Origin of the sequence: Chromobacterium sp. ATCC 53434 (assembly GCF_002848345.1) — a bacterium.
Taxonomy (GTDB): Bacteria; Pseudomonadota; Gammaproteobacteria; order Burkholderiales; family Chromobacteriaceae; genus Chromobacterium.
In genome coordinates this window covers 3,159,930-3,184,636 of the sequence record NZ_CP025429.1, presented here as the reverse complement: position 1 = coordinate 3,184,636, position 24,707 = coordinate 3,159,930, and the positions used below count along the sequence as shown (strand labels likewise).

The 24,707-nt window shown below is 68.5% G+C and carries 20 protein-coding genes; 13 read left to right on the top strand and 7 right to left on the bottom strand.

From position 1 onward, the window contains the following. The first annotated feature begins 224 nt into the window (after positions 1-224). The 5 genes from CXB49_RS23600 to tdh all read left to right on the top strand — a co-directional run bounded on the left by CXB49_RS23600 (position 225) and on the right by tdh (position 4,237). Positions 225-452, top strand: a complete 228-nt coding sequence (locus CXB49_RS23600) for a hypothetical protein (protein WP_158300870.1) — start codon at positions 225-227, stop codon at positions 450-452. After that, a complete protein-coding gene (hemB, locus tag CXB49_RS14180) occupies positions 449-1,453 on the top strand; it encodes a porphobilinogen synthase (protein ID WP_101709011.1) in 1,005 nt (334 codons plus the stop codon). The genes CXB49_RS23600 and hemB overlap by 4 nt, the downstream gene beginning before the upstream one ends. Positions 1,454-1,528: 75 nt before the next feature. After that, entirely contained in the window at positions 1,529-1,732 is a 204-nt protein-coding gene (locus CXB49_RS14175) for a hypothetical protein (RefSeq protein WP_101709010.1), read from the top strand. Between the two features lie 126 nt (positions 1,733-1,858). Then, on the top strand, positions 1,859-3,058 hold the full coding sequence (locus CXB49_RS14170) for a glycine C-acetyltransferase (protein WP_101709009.1): 1,200 nt from the start codon (positions 1,859-1,861) through the stop codon (positions 3,056-3,058). Positions 3,059-3,211: 153 nt separating this feature from the next. Beyond that, complete coding sequence (gene tdh, locus CXB49_RS14165) at positions 3,212-4,237, top strand: L-threonine 3-dehydrogenase (RefSeq protein WP_101709008.1); 1,026 nt, start codon at positions 3,212-3,214, stop codon at positions 4,235-4,237. A gap of 46 nt (positions 4,238-4,283) precedes the next feature. On the opposite strand, the gene CXB49_RS14160 is transcribed toward tdh, so the two are convergent. Further along, positions 4,284-5,816, bottom strand: a complete 1,533-nt coding sequence (locus CXB49_RS14160; RefSeq protein WP_233492808.1) for a methyl-accepting chemotaxis protein — start codon at positions 5,814-5,816, stop codon at positions 4,284-4,286. Positions 5,817-5,959: 143 nt separating this feature from the next. Here CXB49_RS14160 and glyQ point away from each other — a divergent pair, with 143 nt between their 5' ends. The 8 genes from glyQ (at position 5,960) to CXB49_RS14120 (ending at position 13,514) form a co-directional block, all read left to right on the top strand. Beyond that, positions 5,960-6,850 (top strand): glycine--tRNA ligase subunit alpha, encoded by an 891-nt coding sequence (gene glyQ / locus CXB49_RS14155; RefSeq protein WP_101709007.1) that lies wholly within the window; start codon positions 5,960-5,962, stop codon positions 6,848-6,850. Between the two features lie 58 nt (positions 6,851-6,908). Further along, positions 6,909-7,331 (top strand): surface-adhesin E family protein, encoded by a 423-nt coding sequence (locus tag CXB49_RS14150; protein WP_199406692.1) that lies wholly within the window; start codon positions 6,909-6,911, stop codon positions 7,329-7,331. 16 nt (positions 7,332-7,347) lie between these two features. Continuing rightward, a complete protein-coding gene (gene glyS, locus CXB49_RS14145; protein WP_101709005.1) occupies positions 7,348-9,408 on the top strand; it encodes a glycine--tRNA ligase subunit beta in 2,061 nt (686 codons plus the stop codon). A gap of 119 nt (positions 9,409-9,527) precedes the next feature. After that, a complete protein-coding gene (gene gmhB / locus CXB49_RS14140; RefSeq protein WP_101709004.1) occupies positions 9,528-10,067 on the top strand; it encodes a D-glycero-beta-D-manno-heptose 1,7-bisphosphate 7-phosphatase in 540 nt (179 codons plus the stop codon). Positions 10,068-10,083: 16 nt separating this feature from the next. Next, complete coding sequence (locus CXB49_RS14135; protein ID WP_101709003.1) at positions 10,084-10,860, top strand: 1-acyl-sn-glycerol-3-phosphate acyltransferase; 777 nt, start codon at positions 10,084-10,086, stop codon at positions 10,858-10,860. Further along, complete coding sequence (locus CXB49_RS14130) at positions 10,820-11,530, top strand: M48 family metallopeptidase (RefSeq protein ID WP_101709002.1); 711 nt, start codon at positions 10,820-10,822, stop codon at positions 11,528-11,530. The genes CXB49_RS14135 and CXB49_RS14130 overlap by 41 nt, the downstream gene beginning before the upstream one ends. A 19-nt stretch (positions 11,531-11,549) precedes the next feature. Further along, positions 11,550-11,939: a lactoylglutathione lyase gene (gloA, locus tag CXB49_RS14125; RefSeq protein ID WP_101709001.1), complete on the top strand. Its 390-nt coding sequence runs from the start codon at positions 11,550-11,552 to the stop codon at positions 11,937-11,939. Between the two features lie 165 nt (positions 11,940-12,104). Then, on the top strand, positions 12,105-13,514 hold the full coding sequence (locus CXB49_RS14120; RefSeq protein ID WP_101709000.1) for a sodium:proton antiporter: 1,410 nt from the start codon (positions 12,105-12,107) through the stop codon (positions 13,512-13,514). A 175-nt stretch (positions 13,515-13,689) separates the two neighbouring features. Here CXB49_RS14120 and CXB49_RS14115 read toward each other — a convergent pair whose 3' ends face one another. The 6 genes from CXB49_RS14115 to CXB49_RS14090 form a co-directional block, all read right to left on the bottom strand. Next, positions 13,690-14,307 (bottom strand): hypothetical protein, encoded by a 618-nt coding sequence (locus CXB49_RS14115; protein ID WP_101708999.1) that lies wholly within the window; start codon positions 14,305-14,307, stop codon positions 13,690-13,692. A gap of 159 nt (positions 14,308-14,466) precedes the next feature. Beyond that, positions 14,467-15,900: a polysaccharide pyruvyl transferase family protein gene (locus CXB49_RS14110; protein WP_101708998.1), complete on the bottom strand. Its 1,434-nt coding sequence runs from the start codon at positions 15,898-15,900 to the stop codon at positions 14,467-14,469. A 13-nt stretch (positions 15,901-15,913) separates the two neighbouring features. Continuing rightward, positions 15,914-16,621 carry a 4'-phosphopantetheinyl transferase superfamily protein gene (locus CXB49_RS14105; protein ID WP_101708997.1) on the bottom strand — a complete coding sequence of 236 codons (708 nt, stop codon included), beginning with the start codon at positions 16,619-16,621 and terminating at the stop codon, positions 15,914-15,916. Then, on the bottom strand, positions 16,618-17,412 hold the full coding sequence (locus CXB49_RS14100) for a thioesterase II family protein (protein WP_101708996.1): 795 nt from the start codon (positions 17,410-17,412) through the stop codon (positions 16,618-16,620). Before CXB49_RS14100 ends, CXB49_RS14105 begins: the two co-directional genes overlap by 4 nt. Before the next feature lie 78 nt (positions 17,413-17,490). Next, positions 17,491-19,206, bottom strand: coding sequence for a PfaD family polyunsaturated fatty acid/polyketide biosynthesis protein (locus CXB49_RS14095; protein WP_101708995.1), 1,716 nt, complete (start codon positions 19,204-19,206; stop codon positions 17,491-17,493). Next, positions 19,203-24,692 carry a beta-ketoacyl synthase N-terminal-like domain-containing protein gene (locus CXB49_RS14090; protein WP_158300869.1) on the bottom strand — a complete coding sequence of 1,830 codons (5,490 nt, stop codon included), beginning with the start codon at positions 24,690-24,692 and terminating at the stop codon, positions 19,203-19,205. Before CXB49_RS14090 ends, CXB49_RS14095 begins: the two co-directional genes overlap by 4 nt. Between the last annotated feature and the right edge of the window lie 15 nt (positions 24,693-24,707).

Here is a 24,707-nt window from a genome sequence, read left to right as displayed (position 1 = left end):
AATCTGCCTCTAGGGCATCTGGCGCAAGCGGTTTTGCGTCCTTGTCACCAGGTCCGGCAGTGTGTCTTGGCGGTAAGTTTGTAGTCAAGAAACATTTCTTAACAGTTTGAAAAGCAGCATATTAATGACGTTAGTATTTTTTCTATGAAAACTATATTTTTAAAGCAAAATTTTTCAAATCAATGACTTGATAGGCCTTTTTCAGAGGGGTCCGACAAGCCTGGATGGATTTGCGTATTGAGCAAGTTGTAAACAACGATTTAATGACGATGGGGTGTTGTGTTTTTGCAAATGTCAATGACGGAACAGTCTGCGAAAAGCGCAATCTCGGCTGCCGCCCCGGCATGGCAGCCATGAGTAAACCTCAGGCGAGCCGGCCCGGCGCGGCTGCCATGGTGCCGATAATGGGCGTACAATTGACCTTGTCTTTATTCAGAGGCCAGCCGTCATGATTTTTGCCAATCGCTATTTCCCGGTCACCCGCATGCGCCGGATGCGCAGAGACGAGTTCAGCCGCCGGCTGATGCGCGAAAACGTCGTCACCGCCAACGACCTGATCTATCCGGTCTTCGTCATGGAAGGCAGCGGCCAGGTGGTGGACGTGCCGTCGATGCCGGGGGCGCCGAGGCTGACGCTGGACAAGCTGCTGCCGGTGGCCGAGGAGGCGTTGGAGCTGGGCATTCCGATGTTGTCGTTGTTCCCGGTGATCACCGAGGGCAAGGACAACGAGGCGCGCGAGGCCTATAACCCGGACGGCCTGGTGCCGCGCGTGGTGCGCGAACTGAAGAAGCGCTTCCCGGAACTGGGCGTGATGACCGACGGCGCGCTAGACCCGTACACCATACATGGCCAGGACGGCGTGGTGGACGCCAACGGCTATGTGCTGAACGACGAGACCACCGAGATCCTGATCAAGCAGGGCCTGTGCCACGCCGAGGCCGGCGTCGACGTGTTCGGCCCGTCCGACATGATGGACGGCCGCATCGGCGCGATCCGAGAGGCTTTCGAGGAAGAAGGCTTCATCCATACCAAGATCCTGGCCTACTCCGCCAAGTATTCGTCCGGCTTCTACGGCCCGTTCCGCGACGCGCTGGGCTCGTCGGCCAATCTGGGCAAGGCCGACAAGAACAACTATCAGATGGACCCGGCCAATATCGACGAGGCGATCCAGGAAGTGGCGCAGGACCTGGAGGAGGGCGCCGACATGGTGATGATCAAGCCGGGCATGCCTTATCTGGACGTGATCCGCCGCGTCAAGGACACCTTCCACGTGCCGACCTTCGCCTATCAGGTGTCCGGCGAATACGCGATGCTGAAGGCGGCCTTCCAGAACGGCTGGCTGAACGAGGAGAAGTGCATGATGGAAAGCCTGCTGGCGTTCAAGCGCGCCGGCGCCGACGGCATCCTGACCTATTTCGCGATGGACGCCGCACGCCTGCTGCGCCGCCGTTGACCGATAATAGGAATCGATGAGCCGCGCCCTCTGCCCGCATGCGGCAGGGGGCTTTGTCTTTTTGGGAGCGATGCCATGGATGTATTGCATTCCACCTGGTTCTGGGTGGCGGTGATCGTCGCGCCGATCGCCACCGTGGCCGGCATCCTGGCCAGGCTGGCCAAGCGCGAGCCGCCGCCCGACTTGCCGCCCGGCGTGAAGCCGCTGGCCTGGGACGACGCGGACGAGGACGTTGCCGCAACATTGCATGACGGTGACAAAGCGCCGCCAAAACGCTGACAACTGTCACTGCTGGTCGGGGGGCGGCTGGGCTAGAATGGCTACAGTTTTCCGGTGCGCGCCGCCTGGGGCGGGGCGCGACGCAGTCCGGACGCGCGACGCGTCCGGCCAATCCAAGGAATGGTCATGAACCACACTTATCTTGCCCATCTGCAGGCCACGCTGGCGCAGATCCGGGCCGACGGCTTCGAGAAGCCGGAACGCGTGATCGCCACGCCGCAGAGTGCCGGCATCGCGCTGGCCGGCGGCGAGCAGGTGCTGAACTTCTGCGCCAACAACTATCTGGGCCTGGCCGACGACAAGCGGCTGGTGCTGGCGGCCAAGGCCGGCATGGACGAATACGGCTACGGTTGCGCGTCGGTGCGCTTCATCTGCGGCACCCAGTCGGTCCACAAGCAATTGGAAAAAGCCGTTTCCGATTTCCTCGGCACCGACGACACCATCCTGTATTCCAGCTGCTTCGACGCCAACGGCGGCGTGTTCGAAACGCTGCTGGGCGAAGAGGACGCGGTGATCTCGGACGAGTTGAACCACGCGTCCATCATCGACGGCGTGCGCCTGTCCAAGGCCAAGCGCTTCCGCTACAAGAACAACGACATGGCCGATCTGGAGGCGCAGCTGCAGGCGGCCGAGCAGGCCGGCGCGCGCTTCAAGCTGATCGTCACCGACGGCGTGTTCTCGATGGACGGCATCATCGCCAACCTGAAGGGTCTGTGCGAAGTGGCCGACCGTCACGGCGCCATCGTCATGGTCGACGATTCGCACGCGGTGGGCTTTATCGGCGAAACCGGCGCCGGCACGCCTGAGCTGTGCGGCGTCGCCGACCGCGTCGACATCTATACCGGCACGCTGGGCAAGGCCCTGGGCGGCGCTTCCGGCGGCTACGTCGCCGCGCGCCAGCCCATTGTCGACCTGCTGCGCCAGCGTTCGCGCCCGTATCTGTTCTCCAACACGCTGGCCCCGGCCATCGCCGCCGCCAGCATCGAGGTGTTGAACATCCTGAAGAGTGGCGAAGGCGCCGAGCGGCGCGCCAAGGTGCGCCGCAACGCCGACTTGTTCCGCGAGGAAATGAGCGCAGCCGGCTTCACGCTGGTGCCGGGCGAACATCCGATCGTGCCGGTGATGCTGGGCGACGCCCGTCTGGCCGGCGAGATGGCCGCCAGGCTGCTGGCCGAGGGCGTCTATGTGATCGGCTTCTCCTACCCGGTGGTGCCGAAGGGCAAGGCGCGCATCCGCACGCAGATGTCCGCCGCGCACAGCGAGGAGCAGGTGAGGAAGACGGTGGCCGCCTTCATCAAGGTCGGTCGCGAGCTGGGCGTGATTTGAATCATGTAGGGTGGGTTGGGGCGCAGCCCGTAACCCACCAAGCTAACCATGTAAAGTGGATTGGGGCGTGGCCCGTAAGTCGCCGAAGTCGTACGGCGGCTTGCGTCGCTACGCGGCCGAGTCACCTCGCATGGCGATAGATTGGATTGGAAAATGAAGGCGCTAGCCAAGCTGAAGGCCGCTCCCGGCCTGGAAATGACCGACGTTCCGCTGCCGGAAGTCGGCCACAACGATCTGTTGATCAAGATCGTCAAAACCGCGATCTGCGGCACCGACATCCATATCTGGAACTGGGACGAGTGGTCGCAGAAGACCATTCCGGTGCCGATGCATGTCGGTCACGAGTACGTCGGCGTCGTCGCCGGCATCGGTTCGGAAGTGCAGGGCTTCCATATCGGCCAGCGCGTGTCCGGCGAGGGCCACATCACTTGCGGCTACTGCCGCAACTGTCGCGCCGGCCGCCGCCACCTGTGCCGCAACACCACCGGCGTCGGCGTCAACCGCGAGGGCGCGTTCGCCGAGTATCTGGTGATCCCGGCCTTCAACGCCTTCCCGATTCCGGACGACATCTCCGATGATCTGGCGTCCATCTTCGACCCGTTCGGTAACGCCGTGCACACCGCGCTGTCGTTCAACCTGGTCGGCGAGGACGTGCTGATCACCGGCGCCGGTCCGATAGGCATCATGGCGGTGGCGATCGCCCGGCATGTCGGCGCGCGCCACGTGGTGATCACCGACGTCAACGACTACCGGCTGGAGCTGGCGAGGAAGATGGGCGCCACCCGCGCCGTCAACGTCGCCCGCGAGGACCTGAAGACGGTGATGCAGGAACTGCAGATGACCGAGGGATTCGATGTCGGCCTGGAGATGTCCGGCAATCCGCAGGCTTTCCGCCAGATGCTGGAGACGATGAACCACGGCGGCAAGGTGGCCTTGCTCGGCATCCCGCCGTCGAACACCGCGATCGACTGGAACCAGGTGATCTTCAAGGGTCTGGAGATCAAGGGCATCTACGGCCGCGAGATGTTCGAGACCTGGTACAAGATGGTCGCGCTGATCCAGTCCGGCCTCGATATCAGCCCCATCATCACCCACCACTTCAAGGTCGACGAGTTCGAGCAGGGCTTCGCCGCCATGCTGTCCGGCCAGAGCGGCAAGGTGATCCTGGACTGGCGCTGAGCCGGACGTTCCGCGCATCAGAAGCGGCCCCACGGGGCCGCTTTTTTCATGCCGGCAGCCGCTCGGGCGCGGTGCGGAAGTAGGCGAGCATCCGTCGCAGCCGCAGCGCCTGCGCGTTCAGCTGCTCGGCGGTGGCCGACAGCTGTTCCGACGTGGACGCATCCAGCTGGGTCGCGTGCGACAGCTGGCTGACGGCGATATTGATCTGTTGCAGGCCTTCGCTCTGCTCTCGCGAGGCATGGGCGATTTCCTGCACCAGCCCGGCGGTCTTGCGGATGGACGGCAACAGCTGCGACAGCGCGGCGCCGGCCTGCTCGGCCATCGCCACGCCGTCGCCGGCCAGCTGGCCGATCTCGCGCGCCGCGGTCTGGCTGTGTTCGGCCAGCTTGCGCACCTGGGCCGCCACCACGGTGAAGCCCTTGCCGTGGCTGCCGGCGTGGGCGGCCTCGATGGCGGCGTTCAGCGCCAGTAGATTGGTCTGGTAGGCGATGTCGTCTATCGCGTCTATGCGGCCGGCGATGTCGCGTATCGCCCGCACCGCGCGCCCCACCGCCTGGCTGCCGTCGCCGGCGCTGGCCGCGGCGTGGCCGGCCATGTCGTCGGTGACGTGGGCGTTTTCCGAATTCTGGGCGACGGTGGCGGAAATCTGCTCGACCGAGGCGCTGGTCTCCTCCAGGCTGGCCGCCTGCTGCGAGGCGCTCTGGCTCAGCGCCTGGGCCGTCGCCGACACCTGGTCGGAGCTGACGCCCAGCTGTTCGGCGTTCAGCCGCAATTCCTCCATCACGCCGGTCAGCTGCTCCACCATGCGCCGCATCGCCGCCAGCACGCTGCTGTCGTCGCCGGGGCGCAGCCTGACGTCCAGCGACAGATCGCCATCGGCCACCCGCTTGGCGATGTCGGCGACGATGGCCGGCTCGCCGCCGACCTGGCGGAACAGGCCGACGCCGATGTAGGCGATCGCGCCGGCCAGCGCCAGCAGGCTGACGACGGCGATGGCGCCGAACCATGCCAGCGCCCGGCGGTAGCTGGCGCCGGTGTCGACGATTTGCTGCCGCATCAGCTGCTCGAAGCCGTCCTGCACCGTCGCGGCCTCGCGCAACAGCCGCGTCGTCATGCCGCGGTCCATGCCGCGCACCTGGCGGTCCAGCCGCTGGCCGGACAGCCTGTCGTCGCCGCGGAAGTCGGCCAGCGCCGCGCGGTAGCGGGCGTTCAGCTGGCCGTGTTCGGCGCGGATGGCGTCGACGGCCACGCTGGACTGGTCGCTGTCGCGCAGCGCCGCCGCCGTCTGGTCCAGCCGCAGGTCGACCTCGCGGCTCTCGCGTTCGAAGGCGGCGAGGTAGGCGGCGTAGTCGGCGGCGTCGTTGCCGCGCAGCAGCACGTCTTTCCAGTCCTGCACCTGGATCTTGAAGTGCAGATTGGCCAGTTGCAGGTCGCGGTTGATCCGGCTTTGCCGCAGCGCGACGTCCAGCCGCCGCTCGACGTCGCGGTCCATGTCGGCCAGCTGCGCGGCGCCGGCGCCGGTCAGCACCAAGAGCGCCACCAGATTGATCAGCGCCAGGAGAATGAGCCTGGTCTTCATGCGTATGGTCGAAGGCATAGGGAGCTTCCCGCCGGCAATCGTGTTATTCGGTATAGTCGGTGGCGTCGCGGGCCGGTCCGGCTTTGCGTCGGGGGCGTCAGGCGGTAGAATCGACGTTTATTTGTCCACTTATCGCCTCGTTTATGCTTACCTTCCAGGAAATCATCCTCACGCTGCAGCACTACTGGAACCGCCAGGGCTGCGCGCTCTTGCAGCCTTACGACACCGAAGTGGGCGCCGGCACCTCGCATACCGCCACTTTTCTGCGCGCCCTGGGGCCGGAACCGTGGAACGCCGCCTATGTGCAGCCCAGCCGTCGTCCGAAGGACGGCCGCTACGGCGAGAACCCCAACCGCCTGTTCCAGCACCACCAGTTCCAGGTGGTACTGAAGCCGGCTCCGTCCAATATCCAGGAACTGTACCTGGGTTCCTTGAAGGAACTGGGTCTCGATCCGACGGTGCAGGACATCCGCTTCGTCGAGGACGACTGGGAGAATCCGACGCTGGGCGCCTGGGGTCTCGGTTGGGAAGTCTGGTTGAACGGCATGGAAGTGACCCAGTTCACCTATTTCCAACAAGTGGGCGGCCTGGACTGCAAGCCGGTGCTGGGCGAGATCACCTACGGCCTGGAGCGGCTGGCGATGTATCTGCAGGGCGTGGAGAACGTCTACGACCTGATCTGGACCCATCTGCCGGACGGCCAGCCGGTGACTTACGGCAATGTGTTCTATCAGAACGAGGTCGAGCAGTCCCGCTACGCCTTCGAGCACAGCAATGTCGAGCTGCTGTTCCGCCAGTTCAACGACTACGAGGCCGAAGCCAAGACGCTGCTGGAAGCCAGCCTGCCGCTGCCGGCCTACGAGATGATTCTGAAGGCCGGCCACACCTTCAACCTGCTGGACGCGCGCGGCTCGATCTCGGTGACCGAGCGCGCCGCCTATATCGGCCGCATCCGCAATCTGTCGCGCGGCGTGGCGCAGGCCTATTACGACGCGCGGGAGGCCCTGGGCTTCCCGATGTGCCGCAAGGGCTGATGGCGTTTGCCTATGCTGTTAGAGCCGGCCTGTGCCGGCTCGACCGATGGGAGCGACGATGAGAGTCTGTTTGGCGATGTTGTTGCTGGCCGGACTGCCGGCCTGGGCGGCGCCGGCGGCCGATTGGGTGGTGTATCAGGACGGCGGTCAGCTGCAGTTGGCGATAGACGGCAACTCGCTTTGGCTGGGCAAGGACGGGCTGGTCCACTTCATCAATCAGGAACGCTTCGTCAAGCAGCGTTACGAGCAGTCCTACAAGCTGCATTTCTACATTCGCCGCACCACCGGCTACGCCGATTGCAAGCAGTACCAGTACGTGTTTGTCGGGTCCGAGTATTTCGACCAGAACAACAAACACCTGTTTTCCACCATGTTTCCGGTGCCGCGCTTCGCCTGGAAGTGGCAGCCGGTGAACGAGGATTCGGTCGCCCACGCCATGATGAAGGTGATTTGCGAGGCCGCCGGAGCCGCATCCCGATAATCGAAACCGAAATAGAATGAACGCAACCCTGCTGATCGAACTCCTGACCGAGGAGCTGCCGCCTAAGGCGCTGCCGCGTCTGGCCGCCAGTTTCGCCCAGACCATCACCGAAGAACTGAAGCGGATGCAGTTTGCCGCCGCCGACGCCGATGCCGTGGTGTACGCGTCGCCGCGCCGCCTGGCGGTGCAACTGCCCGGCGTGCTCGCCGTGCAGCCGGAGCAGCGCGTCACCCGTCAGGGCCCGGCGGCCGCCGCCGGCCTGAAGGACGGCCAGCCGACGCCGGCGCTGGCCGGCTTCGCCCGCTCCTGCGGCGTCGACGTGTCCGAGCTGTCCATCGTCAACAACGGCAAGCAGGACGTCTACGCCTATTCCAGCACCAAGGCCGGCGAGGCGCTGTCCGCGGTGCTGGCCGAGGTGGTGGCGCTGGCGCTGAAGAAGCTGCCGGCGCCGAAGCTGATGCGCTGGGGCGATTCCGACATGCAGTTCGTCCGCCCGGTGCACGGCCTGATCATGCTGCACGGCGACCAGGTCGTCGCCGGCGAGGTGCTGGGCCTGTCTAGCGGCAACGTCACCCGCGGCCACCGCTTCCTGTCGCAGGGCGAGGTCGGCATCGCCGACGCCGACGGCTACGCCCGCGCGATGCACGAGGAGGGCAAGGTGATCGCCAGCTTCGACGCGCGCCGCGAGCTGATCCGCCACAAGCTGGCCGAGGTCGCCGCCCGGCTCGGCGCCACCATCGCCGCGCCGGACGCGCTGTTCGACGAGGTGACCGGTCTGGTCGAGTGGCCGGTGGTGCTCGAGGCCGGCTTCGAGGCCGAATTCCTGCAAGTGCCGCAGGAATGCCTGATCCTGACGATGCAGCAGAACCAGAAATACTTCCCGCTGCTGGACGGCAACGGCAAGCTGATGAACCGCTTCCTGCTGGTGTCCAACATCGATCCGCAGGACCCGTCCTTCGTCGTCGGCGGCAACGAGCGCGTGCTGCGCGCCCGCCTGTCCGACGCCAAGTTCTTCTTCGAGCAGGACCAGAAGCACCGGCTGGACAGCCGCTTGTCGCGTCTGGCCAATGTGGTCTACCACAACAAGATAGGTTCGCAGCTGGAGCGCGTGGAACGGCTGCAGAGCATCGCCGGCGCCATCGGCGCCGAGCTCGGCGCCGACGCGGCGCTGGCCGCCCGCGCCGCCTATCTGGCCAAGGCCGACCTGGTCAGCGACATGGTCGGCGAATTCCCGGAGCTGCAGGGCGTCATGGGCATGTACTACGCCCAGCACGACGGCGAGCACGCCGAGGTGGCCGCCGCCATCGAGGGCCATTACCACCCGCGCTTCGCCGGCGACACCTTGCCGGAAGGCAAGATCGCCACCGCGGCGGCGCTGGCCGACAAGCTGGAGACCATCGTCGGCATCTGGGGCATCGGCCTGATCCCGACCGGAGACAAGGATCCATTCGCGCTGCGCCGCGCCGCGCTCGGCGTCGTGCGGATGGCGCTGGAAGCCGATCTGGACCTGAAGCAGCTGTTGGCCATCGTCGCCGCCGCCTTCCCGGCCGGCAAGCTGTCGGCCAATGTCGTCGACGAGGTGTTCGGCTTCATGATGGACAGGCTGAAGAATTTCCTGGCCGCCGATTACAAGGGCGACGAGATCGACGCGGTGCTGGCGCTGGCGCCGAGCCGCATCAGCGAGGTGCGCGCGGTGCTGGCCGCCGTGGCCGGCTTCAAGTCGCTGCCGGAAGCCGCCGCGCTGGCCGCCGCCAACAAGCGCGTCAACAACATCCTGAAGAAGGCCGAAGGCGAAGTCGGCGCCGTCGACGCCGCGCTGTTGCAGGAGGCCGCCGAACAGGCGCTGTTCGCCGCGGTGCGGGAGCTGGCGCCGGCCGTCGAGGCCAAGTTCGCCGCCCATGACTTCGCCGGCGCGCTGGCGCAACTGGCCAGCCTGAAGGCGCCGGTGGACGCCTTCTTCGACGGCGTGATGGTGATGGCCGACGACGCCGGGATCCGCGCCAACCGCATCGCGCTGCTGGCCGGCCTGGCCGCGCTGTTCAACCGCGTCGCCGACATCTCGCTGCTGGCCGACTGAGGCCGCGCGGACGCCCCGGTGACGGGGCGTTCGCAGGAGTCGCCGGACCTTGGGGTCCGGCTTGGCAAGACGAAAGGCGGAACGCCCGCGACGCGGGCCTCCGCCCCATGGGGAAAGCCTTGAAACTAGTCATTCTGGATCGCGACGGCGTGATCAACGAGGATCGCGACGACTTCGTCAAGAACAGCGTCGAATGGGTGCCGATCGAGCACAGCCTGGAGGCGATCGCCAATCTGACCCAGTCCGGCTGGCGCGTGGTGGTGGCCACCAACCAGTCCGGCATCGCCCGCGGCCTGTTCGACGTGCACGCGCTGAACGCGATGCACGAGAAGATGCACAGGCTGGTCGGCCAGGCCGGCGGCCGCATCGACGCGGTGGTGTTCTGTCCGCACGGCCCGGACCACGGCTGCGAATGCCGCAAGCCGTTGCCGGGCATGGTGCTGGAGATCGCCGAGCGCTTCAATGTCAAGCTGGAGGGCCTGCCGCTGATAGGCGACAGCCTGCGCGACCTGGAGGCCGTCGCCGCCGTCGGCGGCCAGCCGATGCTGGTGAAGACCGGCAAGGGCGGCAAGACGCTGGCCAAGGGCGGCCTGCCGGAAAACACGCTGGTGTTCGACGACCTGTACGATGCCGCCGAGCATCTGATCAACCAACATTGAGGCAGAAGCTGCAAGCATGATCAGTCTGTGGATACGCAATTTCTTGTACTGGCTGGCGCTGATCGTCGTCACGCCGCTGTTCTTCACCCTGTTGCTGCTGGCGGCACCGCTGCCGCGTCGCCACCGCCACGTGTTCGGCGTCGGCTGGGCGCTGACGCTGTTCTGGATGCTTGAGCATGTGATCGGCCTGAAATACCGGGTGATCGGCGGCGAGAACATCCCGACGGTGCCGTCGGTGATCGCGTCCAAGCACCAGTCGGGCTGGGAGACGCTGGCGCTGCAGAAGATCTTCCCGTTCCAGGTCTATGTCGCCAAGCGCGAGCTGGCCTGGATCCCGTTCTTCGGCTGGGGCCTGGTGCTGATGAATCCCATCATGATCAACCGCTCGGACCGCGCCGGCGCCAATCAGCGGCTGCTGGCGCAGGGCCTGGAGCGCAAGCGCCACGGCTTCTGGATCACGGTGTTTCCGGAAGGCACCCGCACCCGGCCGGGCCGGATCGGCAAATACAAGCTGGGCGCCGCGCGCATGGCCAGGCAGTTCGACATGCCGCTGGTGCCGGTGGCGCACAATGCCGGCGAGTTCTGGCCGCGCAACGCCTTTCTGAAGCATCCGGGCGAGATCACCGTCGTGGTCGGTCCGGCCATCCACCCGAGCGAAGACGCCGGTCCCGAGGCCATGATGGCCGAGGCCGAGGCCTGGATCGAGGCGCGTCAGCGCGAGATCGGCGGCGTCGGTCCATTTGCCGATCCCGATGAAAAACGCCAGCGTCTGGCATCGCCTGCCTCTGCCTGACGGCGAGGTGCCCGTGCTGCTGACGCGCCGCGCGCGTCGCAGCATAGGCATCAAGGTGCAGGGGGGCGTGGTGGAACTGATCGCCGCGCCCGGAGTCAGTCAACAACGGCTGCATCAAGTGCTCAGGCAGCGCTACGACTGGATCGTCGGCCATGTGCTGCGCCAGCGCGGCCATCTGGAGGCCGGCGAGGATCTGAGCCGGTTGACGCTGCTGGGCGAGCCGATGGCGCTGCGGCTGACCGGCGGCGCGCGCAAAACGGCGCGGCGCGAAGGCGGCGAATTGCTGTTGTCCGGCGTCGCCGACGGCGACCGCGACGCGCTGAAGGCCGTGCTGGTCAAATTCCTGAAACGCGAGGCGGAGACGCTGTTTCCCGGCCGCCTGGCGCTGCTGGCGGCCCATTGCCGCCGCAAGCCGGCCGCATTGCAGCTGTCGTCGGCGCGCACGCGCTGGGGCAGTTGCAGCGCCGACGGCCGCATCCGGCTGAACTGGCGGCTGATGCAGGCGCCGCTGGCGGTGGTCGACTACGTCATCGCCCACGAACTGGCCCACCTCGAACACATGAACCACTCGCCGGCGTTCTGGGCCGAGACCGAGCGTCTCTGTCCCGGCTGGCGGGATGCCCGCCGCTGGCTGCGCCAGCACGGCGGCGGCCTGTTTGTCTTAGACTGATCTTTAAAAGGAAAACGCCATGAGAATGCTCCATACGATGCTGCGCGTCGGCCAGCTCGATCGCTCGATCGCCTTCTACCAGGACGTGCTGGGCATGAAGCTGCTGCGCCGCAACGACTTTCCGGAGGGCCGCTTCACGCTGGCCTTCGTCGGCTACGGCGACGAGGCCGAGAACACCGTGCTGGAGCTGACCCACAACTGGGATACCGAATCCTACGATCTGGGCGGCGGCTACGGCCACATCGCCATCGAGGTCGACGATGCCTACGCCGCCTGTGACATGGCGCGCGCCAAGGGCGGCAAGGTGACGCGCGAGGCCGGTCCGATGAAGCACGGCACCACGGTGATCGCCTTTGTCGAGGACCCGGACGGCTACAAGATCGAGTTCATCCAGAAGGGCAGCCGCTAAGCGCCGCATTCGCCGGCCGCCCCGCGCGGCCGGTCTCGGGCGGGAGGGGCCGCCCGGACGGACCGGCACCCGGAAGCCGGTTCGTCTACAACAACAACCGGGAACGTTCCGGCAGCCTCGGCTGCGTTTGGGTCTCATGGGCATCTGCCCGCTCGGGAAGGACTGATGAATAAAAAACTGATCGCACTGGCGGGCGGCTTGCTGCTGCCCGCACTCGCTCGCGCCGCCGACCTGGACGGCGCCACGCTCAGCCTGGGCTGGGCCGCGCCGTTCGCCGGCATCCTGTTGTCCATCGCGCTGTTTCCGATGCTGGCGCCGGGCATCTGGCACCACCATTTCGGCAAGATCACCGCGGTGTGGACCGCCTTGTTCCTGCTGCCTTTCGCCGTCGCCTTCGGACCGGGCCAGACCGGCGCGCTGCTGCTGCACGCGCTGTTCACCGAGTACATCCCCTTCATCGCCCTGCTGTTCGCGCTGTACACGGTGTCCGGCGGCATCCTGGTGTGGGGTTCGCTGCACGGCTCGCCGCGGCTGAACACCACGCTGCTGGCGATAGGCACCGCGCTGGCTTCGGTGATGGGCACCACCGGCGCGGCGATGCTGCTGATCCGCCCGCTGTTGCGCGCCAACGAGGGCCGCAAGCGCAATGTGCACGTGGTGGTGTTCTTCATCTTCCTGGTGGCCAATGTCGGCGGCGGCCTGACGCCGCTGGGCGATCCGCCGCTATTCCTCGGCTTCCTGAAGGGCGTGACCTTCGGCTGGACCTTCCTGCACATGCTGGCGCCGGTGCTGACGCTGTCGGCGCTGCTGCTGCTGATCTTCTATTTCCTGGATCGCCACCTATTCGCCAAAGAGGCGGCGGAGGGCACGCTGAAGCCGGTCGACGTCAGCCGCGACAAGCCGCTGAAGCTGCACGGCAAGCGCAATTTCTGGCTGCTGGCCGGCGTGGTGGCCGCGGTGCTGATGTCGGGGCTGTGGAAGCCCGGCGTCGCCATCGAGCTGCCCGGCGTCCATCTGGAGCTGCAGAACCTGCTGCGCGACGCCGTGCTGCTGCTGCTGGCGCTGGTATCGTTGTGGATCACGCCGAAGCAGGTGCGGGCCGGCAACGAGTTCAACTGGCTGCCGATACTGGAGGTGGGCAAGCTGTTCGCCGGCATCTTCATCACCATCGCGCCGGTGATCGCCATCCTGCGCGCCGGCGATCACGGCGCGCTGGCCGGCCTGGTGCGGACGGTGGCGGGGCCGGACGGCCAGCCGCTGGACATCATGTATTTCTGGATGACCGGCATCCTGTCCAGCTTCCTCGACAATGCGCCGACCTATCTGGTGTTCTTCAACCTGGCCTCCGGCGACGCGGCGACGATGATGGGGCCGATGGCCGGCACGCTGCTGGCGATTTCGATGGGCTCGGTCTTCATGGGCGCGATGACCTATATCGGCAATGCGCCCAACTTCATGGTCAAGGCCATCGCCGAGCACCGCCACGTCAAGATGCCGGGTTTCTTCGGCTATATGCTGTGGTCCGGCGCCGTGCTGCTGCCTTGTTTCCTGCTGCTGACGCTGGTGTTCTTCTAAGACCCGCTAACAGAAAGCCTGATCCTGCGTCGCGTCTTGACTCAGGCTTTCTGCGAGGCTCTCAGTCTCCCGCGTCGTTCCGTCAAGCACGCCCCGCGCCGTTCCGGCGCGGGGCGTGCTGCTTTCGGGCAACGGGGGCGCGATGACGAGGGGGCGGGCCGGCGATGCGACAGGATCAGGAGGTCGTTCTGCCGGACAGGGAGTCCTGCAGCAGCGAGAAGAAGCGGTCGTACATCTTGGGGTCGGTCACGGTCGAGGTCTTGGAGTCGCCGTTGGTGTCCCAGATGGTGACTCTGAAGCGGGCGCGCACCAGTGTTTCGCCGTTCTGGGCCGGGCGCACCGTCACCAGCGCGTTGACGCTTTCGTGATCGGGCTTGGCCTGCAGCGGGATGCCCTTGGCCTTGAAGATGGCGCGGATGGCTTCGCGCCAGCGCACGCCGACGACGCGGTTGAGCTCGCCTTCGACCAGCATGGTGTCCTTGTCGGCCGTCACCGGCTTGAAGCCCATCGCCTGCAGCGCGCTGCTGCTGGCGTTGACGGCGGACGGACCCCGCACGCGCGAGTAGGTCTTGTCCTGGATCTGGGACAGCGTCTGCTCCTCGGCGGGGGTGAGGTCGACGGTGACTTGTTTGGAGCTGAGCTTGAGCAGGCGGCTGCCGCCGTCGCCGGTCACCCTTTCGTTGGGCTTGGGGGTGGAGCAGGCGGCCAGGCCGGCGATGATCAATAGCGCCGGCAGGGCAAGACGACTGCCGCGCGGCGCGCGAATGGCGGGGATGGGGCTGGGGTTCGCCATGGAAATCTCCGGATGAAAACGGCTCCATCGCCTGCGGGCAGGCGATGGGGTGGGGTTGACGGGGGGCGCTTGCGCGTCACGGTAGCAATATGTTGATTGTCCGAACGCGCCAGGGTGCCGCCCCCTGTTATTTCGAACAGGTTCCGCCGTTTTGCCGCGCTAGTTGTGCTGAGCGATCAGGCTCTGCAGCGCCGGGCTGATTTCCGGCAGGAAGGCGGTCCAGTGCGCGTCGTCGGCCGGGGTCTCGATGTCGGGGTGGAAGCGGCGCACTTCCTCGGCGAAACGGCGTCCCATCTCGGCCATCTCGCGCAGGTGGCCGGCCACCGACTGGCGGGTCTGGCGCGAGATGTCCAGGCGGTTGGCTTCGGCGTGGCGCAGCGAGACCACCAGCTTGTCCGCCAGGTCCGGCGCGTCCACCTTCAGCAGGCGGCGGCCGATCTCGTCCTTGCCCAAGAGATTGGCGATGCGTTCGTCCATGCTGACGCCGACCGCCGGCACGCCGGCTTCCATGCTGGTGACGATGGCGTGGAAACGCGAGCTGAGCAGCAGGTCGGCGGCGCGCAACAGGCCGACGATGGCGCGCGGCGGCATGTCGCCGCTGGCGACGATGGGCGGCGCCTGTTCGAAGCGCGAGGCCAGGTCGTTGCAGGCGGCGCGGTCCACCTTGTCCATGCCGATGATCAGCACGCCGCCGCCGGTGTCGCGCTGCCATTGGCGCGCGGCGTGGGCCAGCGCGTCCAGGTAGGCGTTGTAGCGGCTGCGGATCGATTCGTTGTCGGGGTGGAACAGGATGCTGCCGAAGAACAGCTCGCTGTGCGCGCCGGTTTCGGCCATTTCCTGGGCCTTCACCAGGTCCGGCTTGACCGGCCACCAGAACGGGTTCATCGGACATACCGCCAGCAGCGGGAAGTCGGCCAGGCCCAGCCGCACCAGCCGTTCGCGGATCGCGTCGGCCGGCTCGGCCCGATAGGTCCAGGCGGTGTCGGCGCCGCCGGTGGCGCGCAGGCCCAGCGGCTGCAGCACCGCCTTGGACTCCTCGTTGCGGCACAGGATCAGCGGGCCCTTGCCCAGGCTGGAGATGAAGGCCGACAGCTCCGGCTCCATCTTGCCGGCCTCGGCGCCGTAGCCCACCGCCAGCCGGCCGCTGGCGACGGCCATGCCCAGCGCGCCGCCCAGCATCGCCGACAGCATGCAGCACAGATTGGATTTGAACATGGAACCGTCGCAGGCGATCACGCCGTCGTACTCGCGGATGGTGCGGATCAGGAATTCCGGGAAATAGTCCTGCACCAGTTCCAGCTTGACGTCGTCCTGCAGGTCTTCCGGCAGTTCCACGCCGGTGCCGACCAGGCCGATCTCGACCCGGTCGCGGCCGAGGATGGCGCGCACCTGGCGGATCATTTCGGCCACCCGCACATCGGAACCGGTGTTGCCGCCGCCGGCATAGCCGGCGAACAGCAGCCGCAGCGGGCTGCCGGGCTCGCGCGCCGGCGGCGGCAGGTGGGCGGCTTCGCCGATCAGTTCGGTCAATTGGCTGTACAGGACCGGATAGGAGGCGTTGGACGCCAGAAACGCTTCAAGCAGCTTGGACATGAGTCGAGTCCTCTCAGGTGGGGAAGGATAGGGTGAATTCTTGGGTGCGCCATTGGCGCAGCGGCAGTGGCGGGCCGTCGTGGGCCAGCGCGGCGGCGTGGCCGTCTTCCGTTTCCAGCGCCTGCAGCCGCCATTGGTCGCGGTGGGCCGACAGCAGCCGGGGCCGGTCGGCCTGGTCCAGCGCGATTTCCACGTCGGCCAGTTCGGACAGGCCGCTGCCCATCGCCTTGAGCACGGCCTCCTTGGCGGTCCACATCCGCAGGAAGCGCCGCGTGGCGTCGCCGCCGTCCAGCGTCAGCCGCTCGCGCGCGCTGAAGTACGATTCGGCGATGCCTCGCCACTCCAGCTCGCGGCCGTCGCGCCGGCGCTGTTCCAGGTCCACGCCGAGCCGCAGCCCGCGCGCCAGCGCCACCAGGGCGGCGTCGCCGGAATGGCTCAGATTGAAGCCCAACTCCGGATGGGCCGGCAGCCAGGGCTTGCCGCCGCTTTCTGCGGCGAACGCCAGCCTGGCCGGGTCGGCGTCCAGCGCGGCGGCCAGCAGGTGGCGCAGCGCGTTGCGGGCGGCGGCGTAGCGGGCGCCGTCGCGCGGGCGGAAGAAGCGCTCGGCATGCAGCCGTTCCGCCGGCGACAGCGCGTCCGGGCAGCGCGGTCCGTCCAATGGGACGGCGATCACGTCTATCGCCGGGCCGGAGGCGGCCAGCGCTTGCCGCAAGGCGCTCACAACGGGCAGGCCACGCTGGCCGACAGCGTGGAAGTCACGTGCTGGATCACGGCGGTCTCCATGTCGCGGACGAAGAAATGCCCGCCGCTGAACAGCTGGCGGCTGAAGCTGGAGTGGGTGAGGCGCCGCCAGTCTTCCAGCGCCGCTACCGGCACGTGGTCGTCGTTGTCGCCGCCCAAGGCGGTGATGGGCACGTTCAACAGCGGCGACGAGGCCTGGAAGTGGTCGTTCATTTCCAGGTCGGCGCGCAGCAGCGAGAACACCGCGTGCTTCAGTTCTTCCTCTTGGAACACGATTTCCGGCGTGCCGCCCAACTGGCGCAGGTAGGCGGTGAGCTCGGCGTCGCCCATCCGGTGCAGCTGGGTGCGGTATTCCGGCAGCGGCGGGCGGCGGCCGGAGGCGAACAGGTGCAGCACCTGCGTCTGGCTGCGCTCCAGCGCCTGGGCGGTGGCGAAGGCCAGCGCGGCGCCCATGCTGTGGCCGAACAGCGCCACCGGGCGGTCCAGCAACGGGCGTATCGCCCGCAGCAGCGACGGAACCAGGCGCTCCACGCGGGTGTGGGCGTCCTCGCCGTAGCGCGTGCCGCGCCCCGGCAGTTGCACCGGGCAGACGTCGATGAAGTCCGGCATGCGATCGGTCCAGCTGCGATAGGCCAATGCCGCGCCGCCGGCGTGGTGGAAGCAGAGCAGCCGCAGTTCGGCCTTGGGGCGCGGCTTGCGGAAGATCAGCCAGTTGCCGGTGTCGTGCGGGACTGGCGCGAGCGATGACGCGGTTTGATGGGACGAGATCATGATGCGGATTCCTGGTTCGGTCTGAATCTGTGTTCAAGCCGCCCCGGCACGGCATGAAATCCGGCCGGGGCGGCCGCCTTACTGTGCTGCTTGCATGTCAATTTTCTTTACTAATGCCATTTTGCATAATTGGGTCGCCAGTGTCTCTATGGTCGGGTAGTTCCAGATCAGCGTCGGCGACAGTTTCAGGGCCAGCCGCTTTTCCAGCCGGGTGAGGATCAGCAGCGCGCGGGTGGAGTCCAGCGTGTAGCTTTCGAAGGTGCGGCGCGGGTCGATGTCGTCCGGCGAAAGATCCAGCTGGGACGCGATCTGTTCCATCAGCCACTCCTGGATGTCCTCGGCCGAGAACGAGGCCGGCGGCGCGGCCGCCGGGGCCGGTTCCGGCCGCAAAGCCTGCGGCGGCGCGGTTTGCGCGGCTGGCGCGACGGGCGCGACGGGCGCCGGCTGGGACAGCGGCTGCGTCGCCGCCTGCATCAGCGCGTCGGCCACCGCGGCCGCCCGGCGCGCGGCCGGATCGGCGAACGGCGTGCCGGCCGCCCAGGCGTTGAAGGCGCCCATCGCCGGCCCGCACCAGACCTGATAGTCCAGCGTCCGCTCCGGCGCGCCCTGTATCGCCCAGCGCGAGGACTGGCCTAAATACCAGCGGAACACCAGGCCCATCAGCACCTTGGGCTCGCGGCGGGCCTGATCGGCCAGCGCCGGATTGCGCTGCTGCCAGAACGCCAGCGTCTCGGCTTCCACCGCGGAGAGCGGCTGGCGGAACAGCTGCTGTTCCAGCCGCGCCAGCTCGGCCGGCGGGATGGCCTGCAAGGACGGGTGGGCGCGGTACAGCTCGGTCAGCTGCGCGCCTCGCACGGCGAACAGCGTGCCGCGCTTCAGCACCTGCACCTGCACGCCCAGTTCGAACATGTCGGCGGCCGGCGCCATGGTCACGTCGGCCAGGTCGGCGTCGGCCAGCAGCTTGCGCACCGCCGGCGAGGTGGCCGATTCGACGCAAGCCTGGTTGACCGAGCCGGTGACGACGTAGTCGGCGCCCATCGCGAAGGCGGCGGCGATGGCCGCCGGGGTGCTGATGCCGCCGGCCGCGCCCAGGCCGACCCGCGCCGCGGCGGGAAACACCTCGGCGACGCGGCGGCGCAGCAGCGCCAGCGCCGGCAGCGCGCAGACCAGCGACTGGCGGTCGGTATGGCCGCCGGAGTCGGCCTCGACGGTGACGTCGTCGGCCACCGGCAGCAGCCGGGCCGCCGCCGCTTCCTGCGCGGTCAGCTCGCCGGCCGCCTGCAGCGCGTCCAGGATGGCGTCCGGCGCCGGGCGGAAGAAGGGCTCGGCCACCTCGCGGCGCGACACCTTGGCGATCACGCGCTGGCGCGCCACCGCATTGCCTGCGTCGTCGAGGCGGGCGCCCTTGGCGCGGTACAGCACGATGGCCGGGCTCAGCGCCATGAAGGCCGAGGCCTCGATGGTTTCCACGCCGTGGCGCAGGTAAAGGTCGACCAGCGCGCGCTCCAGCGCCGGATCGTCCGGGGTGTGGATCAGGTTGAAGCACAGCGGCTTGCCGGGCAGCTCGGCGCGCAGCCGGACGATGGCTTCGCCGACCCGTTCCAGGCTGAGGCCGGCGGCGCCGAAGCTGGCCAGGCAGCCGGCGCGGCTCAGCGCGATCACCAGTTCTTCGCCGGCGATGCCGTTGGCCATGGCGCCGGCCATATAGGCCAGGCGCAAGCCATGGCGCTGGCGGAAGGCGGCGCTGCCCAGTTGCTCGGCGCCGCGAGCCATGGAGGAGGAGGCGGGGTTCATTGCGCCGCTCCCTGGATGTGCGCCGCGGCGGCCGCGGCCTGCGGCAGCGCCGGCTGGCCGGTCAGGCGGATGCCCAGGCCTTCGACCCGGCCCATCACGCGGCCGTTGTCTATCAGGTCGATGTCGGCGATCAGGTAAGGCTCCGGCGTCAGGCCGATTTCGACGATGTCGGCGCGGTAGGTGAAGGTCTGGTTCTGCGGCAGCACCTGGGCGCGGAAGCGCACCAGCGACGGACGGTGCGGCAGCGGCTGGAAGCGCGCGCCGGTGACGGCGGTCTGCAGGCCCAGCGACAGCGCGTAGGTCTGCAGCAGCTGGAAGGCGCCTTCCATCATGCACGGGCCGGGGAAGATCGGATCGTCCTTGAAGTGGGCGCGGATCGCCCAGTGTTGCGGGTTCACCTGGAATTCGGCCTCGCAGCCGCCCAGGCCGTGGGCGCCGCCGGCCGGCTCGATGCTGGTGACGCGGTCGATGAACTGGATGGCGGCCGGCGGCAGGCGCAGCGACGGGTTGCGGCCGCCGCTGGCGTGGGCCGGCGACAGCACCTGGGCGATCTCGCCGCGCGAGATGGCCAGCAGGTCGGCGCCGTCCAGCGAGCGGCGCGGCGGCGTCAGCGGCGGCGTGAAGGCGGTTTGCGTCACGGTGCGCGGGGTGCGGTGCTGGTCGGTGATGCCGGCGCCCTTGCTCAGTTCCTCGTAGGTGAAGAAGCCGGCGGTGCAATGGTCGATCTTCAGCGCCGGGTGGCCGTCCACGCTGGCGAGGAAGTCGGTTTTGAACAGGGTGGCCTCGCCGTTGCGGAAGGACTGGGTGATGTGGATGTCGTATTCCACGCACTGGCCGGCCTGCGGCATCACGTCCAGATAGGTCAGCTGCGCGTCCAGCCAGCGGTAGGCGCGGTTGCCGCGGTTTTCAAAGTCTATGCCCAGCCAACCCACCAGGAACAGCACGCCCTGGGCGTCCAGCGACAGGTAGGAAACCTGGCCGTCCACCGCGTTCCAGGCCGGCTTGGGAATGTCGAACTCGGTGCGGATGCGGCTGTCTTCCAGCTTGCCGTAGGTGCCGGACAGCGCGGTGACGCGGCTGACGGCCATGAACGGCGCGCCGGGCACCCGCACGCGGCGCGGCAGTCGGTCGATTTCGGCGAATTTCGGCCCCAGCACGTTGGCGACGCGGCCTTCGGCGAACTCCATGATGTCGGCTTCGTTGAACAGCGGAGGGTGTTTCGGCGCGGCCGCCGGGTCGGCGGCGGGCTTGCCGGCCAGCAGGCTGACCAGCGAGGCGTGGCTGGCGGCCAGTTCGGCGCGGTGTCGTTCGGCTGGTTCGGTCGCTTGCTGCGGCGCGGCGTCGGCCGGCTGAACGGTCTGGGTGGGGATGGTGGTCATGGCGTCTTGCGTTGCGGGTTTGAGGGACGGTGTTTTCGACGGACGGGCCAGTGCCTGGTCCAGGCCCTGCTTGCGCAGCGCTTCCGCCAGCGTGGCGGCGATGGGCGGGCGGCAGAACATCAGGTCCTTGAGCAGGGCCGGCTTTTTCTCTTCGGGCTTGACGCGCAGCGCGGCGGCCAGGTCCAGCGGCACGCGGTGGGCCACCAGCAGCGCCAGCAGCTTGGCCAGCATCACGGCGTCGTCCTGGTCGCGGCGGGCCAGCGCGAAGGCGGCGTGCGGGCGGTCGCGCAGCGTCTTGTCTATCCAGCGGCTGCAGTTGCCGCCGGGGCCCAGCTCGAGGAAGAGCCGCACGCCTTGCGCGTAGGCCTGATCGACCAGCGCCGGGAAGTCCAGCGGCGAAACCAGATCGTCGGCGACGCGTTCGGCCACCGCTTCCGGGCTCCAGGCGGCGGGCGCGCCGCCGGCGAACAGCAGGCCTTCCGGCCGCTTGGCCAGCTGGGCGGTGAAACGCCCGGCGATCGTGGCGCGCTCGCGCTCGGCGGGCGCGCAATGCATGGCCAGGCTGTCCGGCGCCGGCACCGCTTCGGCGCCCAGGCGCTGCAGGATGCGGTCGCAGGCGGCGCGTTCGCCGACCAGGGTCACTTCGTCAGGCGAGTTGATCAGGCTGACATAGGCGCGGGTTTCCTGCCGGGCGGCTTCCACCACGCTGACCGCCGGCGCCAGCACCAGGTAGTTGACCCAGTCCACCGGCTGGCCATCGGGCAGCTGCCAGGCCTCGCGCACCGCCTGCTTGTCGCCGGACAGGCGGGTCAGCGAGCCGTCCAGCTCCTGCAGCCGCTCCAGCCAGACATCGCCCGGCGCCCAGGCGCCGCTGGCGAACATCATCGTGGCCTGCCCCAGGCTGTGGCCGAAACTCAGCGCCGGCTTCAGGCCGACGCGTTCGGTCAGCAAGGTGGTGTACAGCCAGCCGGACAGGATGCCGGCGTTGATCAGCGCCGGGTTGTCCTGCAGCAGCGCCTCTTCGGCCAGCATGCGGCCCTCGGCGTCCAGCGGCGCCAGCCGGCGCGGGTAGAGCTGTTCGCTGCGCATGGTGGCGGCGGCGTCGCGGTGGGCGGCGGACAGGCGCTCGCCCGCCTGCGGCTCCAGTTGGCAGACGCGGGCGGCGAGGCCGGTGAAGGCGGTGTTCAGCGCCGAGTAGACGAAGGCCACCTTGCCGTCCCGGCCCAGCGGAGCGGGGCAGAAGCGGCTGCCGCGCGGCGATTGCCAGTCGGCCTGCGCCTTCGGCAGTTGCGCCAGCGCGGCGCGGGCCTCCTCCAGCAGGCCGGCGCCGTTGTCGGCCACCAGCGCCAGCGCCAGCGGCGCCTGAGGATTGTGGGCCAGCACCGCGGCGCGGCACAGCGCGGCGGCGTCGGCGTCCGGTTTTTCCAGTTCGGCGACCCGGGCGGCCAGCTGCGCCAGCAGCGCGTCGCGGTCGGCGGCGGCCAGCGGCAGCAGCAGCGGCAGGGCCGGCTCCACCGCCTTGTTGGCGATGCCCGCCGGGGTTTCCGCCAGCAGCGCCTGAGCCGAGTGGCCGTCGTCGTCGCGCGCCAGGACGGCGGCGAGGCGGCGGCCGTCGGCCGGGCGGAACCAGGGGCGGGCGTCGGTCGGCACATAGGCGTGCGACTCTTCCAGGCCGGCCGGGATCCGGGCGCCGTTCCAGCCGGCCCAGGCCGGCAGGTTGCGCCCGCTCAGGCTCAGAACGGCATGCAGCACGCCGAGCAGCGGGGCGGTCATCCGGGTGTGGCCGAACACGGCGGCGGCGCTGGACAGCGCCGGGCGGCCGCCGAGCAGGTCGGCGGACGGCAGTTGTCCGGCGCTTTCCACCAGACCGGCGCTGGCGGCGTCCTGGCCGATGCCGGCGCGGATGGCCGCGGCGGCGGCCTGCGCCGAATCGCCGAAGCCGGCGCCGCGCCATTCGGCGTAGGCGGCGCGGCCTTGCTCGCGCACCACGTCGGCCGGCTCCAGCACCAGCGCGCACGCGCCCTCGCCGACCGGGACGGAGATGTCGGCGCCGCAGGCCTGGCGCACCATCAGGTTTTCAATCGCGCCGGCCAGGTCGATGGCGCCGATCAGCACCGCGTCGGCCTCGCCTTCGGCCAGCAGGCGCCGGCCCAGCTCCATCGCGCGCAAGGCGCCGGTTTCGTCGCCGGTCAGCATGAAGGCCGGGCCGGAGAAGTCCCAGGTGGCGGCGATGCGGCTGGCCAGCAGGCTGCCGACGTAGCTGAGCATCACCACCGCGTCGACCGGCTTGTGCAGCGATTCGCGCACCGCCTGGGTCAGGCCGAGGCGTTCTTCGTCGCTGAGCTGGAAGCCGGCGGCGTCCAGGCTGTCCTCCAGCCGCCAGCGGGATTCCCAGCGCGCCATCAGCCTGTGGCCGCTGTGGTCCATCGCGCTGGCGACGATGACGGCGGTGCGGCTGCCCGGCGCGATGCCGGCGTCGCGCAGCGCGGCGTCGCCCACCGACAGCATCAGCAACTGCTGCGGGTACATGCGCGAGATGTCGTTCGGCGGCACCCGCAGTTTCAGCGCGTCGATGGCGACGCGGTCGAGGTAGGCGCCTTGCGGCGCCGGGAACGGCATGCCGGCGTGGCGGCCCTCCGGCAGCGGCCGCAGGCGCGGCTGGCCGGCGGCCAGCGCGCGCGCCACCGCGTTGAGGTCGGGGCAGTCGCCTATCGCCGCGCCCAGGCCGGTCAGCAGCGCGGCGTCGTCGCGGCGGCGCGACGGCGCGGTTTCCGGCGCGGCCTGGCCGGGGCCGTCGACGATCAGGTGGGCGTTGACGCCGCCGAAGCCGAAGGCGTTGATCGCGGCGCGCTTGTGGGCGCCCGGCCACGGGGTGGCCTGGGTCACGATGTCCGGCGTGCCGGCGATGTCGCGCGACAACGGCTTCTCGATGCCGATGGTGGCCGGGATCACGCCGTGGCGCATCGCCAGCAGCGTCTTGACCAGGCCGGCGATGCCGGCGGCGGTCAGCAGGTGGCCGACGTTGGACTTGACCGAACCGACCGGCTGATTGTCGCCGAACACCCGGGACACGGTTTCCAGCTCCACCCGGTCGCCCAGCTTGGTGCCGGTGGCATGGCATTCGACGTAGGCGATGGTGTCCGGCGAGATGCCGGTCTGTTGGTAGGCGCGGTCGCAGGCCAGTTTCTGGCCTTTGGGGTTGGGCGCGGTCAGGGTCTGGCCGCGGCCGTCGCTGGACAGGCCCATGCCGCGTATCGTGCCGTACACCGTCGAGCGGTGGGTGTCCGGGCGGCGCAGCACCAGCGCCATCGCGCCGTCGGCCGGCGCCACGCCGTCGGAGTCGGCGTCGAACGGGCGGTTGGAGGTGCCGTCGGGCAGCGCCTGGGTGGCGGCGAAGCCGAAGTTGGCGAACAGGGTGTCGAAGCCGTTGGCGGCGACCACCAGCATCGCGTCGGCCTCGCCGGAGGCGATGTGCATCGCCGCCAGGTGGATCGCGTACAGCGAGGTGGCGCAGGCGGCGTCAATCGCGTAGCGCGGGCCGCCCAGGCCCAGTCCGCGGGCGGTCAGCGTGGTGATGCCGCCCGACACCCGCGCCGATTCCGGGTGGGTGCCGGTGGAGACGCGGCCGGCGGTCAGGCGCAGCGGATGATCGGGCGCGGCCTCGGCGAAGGCCTCGGCCAGCGCCGCGTCGTACAGCGGGCGGGTGATGGCGTCGCTGGCCGAGCTGGCGGCCCAGGCATAGCTGCCCAGCACCATGCCGACGCGTCCCAGGTCCGTGCCCCACAGGCCGGCGTCGCGCAGCGCGTTGCGGCCTACCTGCAGCGGCCATTGGATGCAGCGGTCCTGCGCCGCCAGCAGATCGGCCGGCAGCAGGAAGCCGGTGGCGTCGAAGTCGTAGCCGCGCGGCTTGGCCAGTTCGATGCTGGAGCTCTGGTCGGCGACGCCGCGGCCCGGGCCCAGGAAGCGGGTGGGGTCGACGCCCCAGTCCTCTTCGTCCGCGTCGCGGATCGAACGTTTGCCGGCCAGCAGGTTTTGCCAGAATCCGTCAACGGTGTCGGCGTCCGGCACCAGGCAGGCGATGCCCGTGATATCCAGTGGAAACATCATGTTCATATTCTCCTT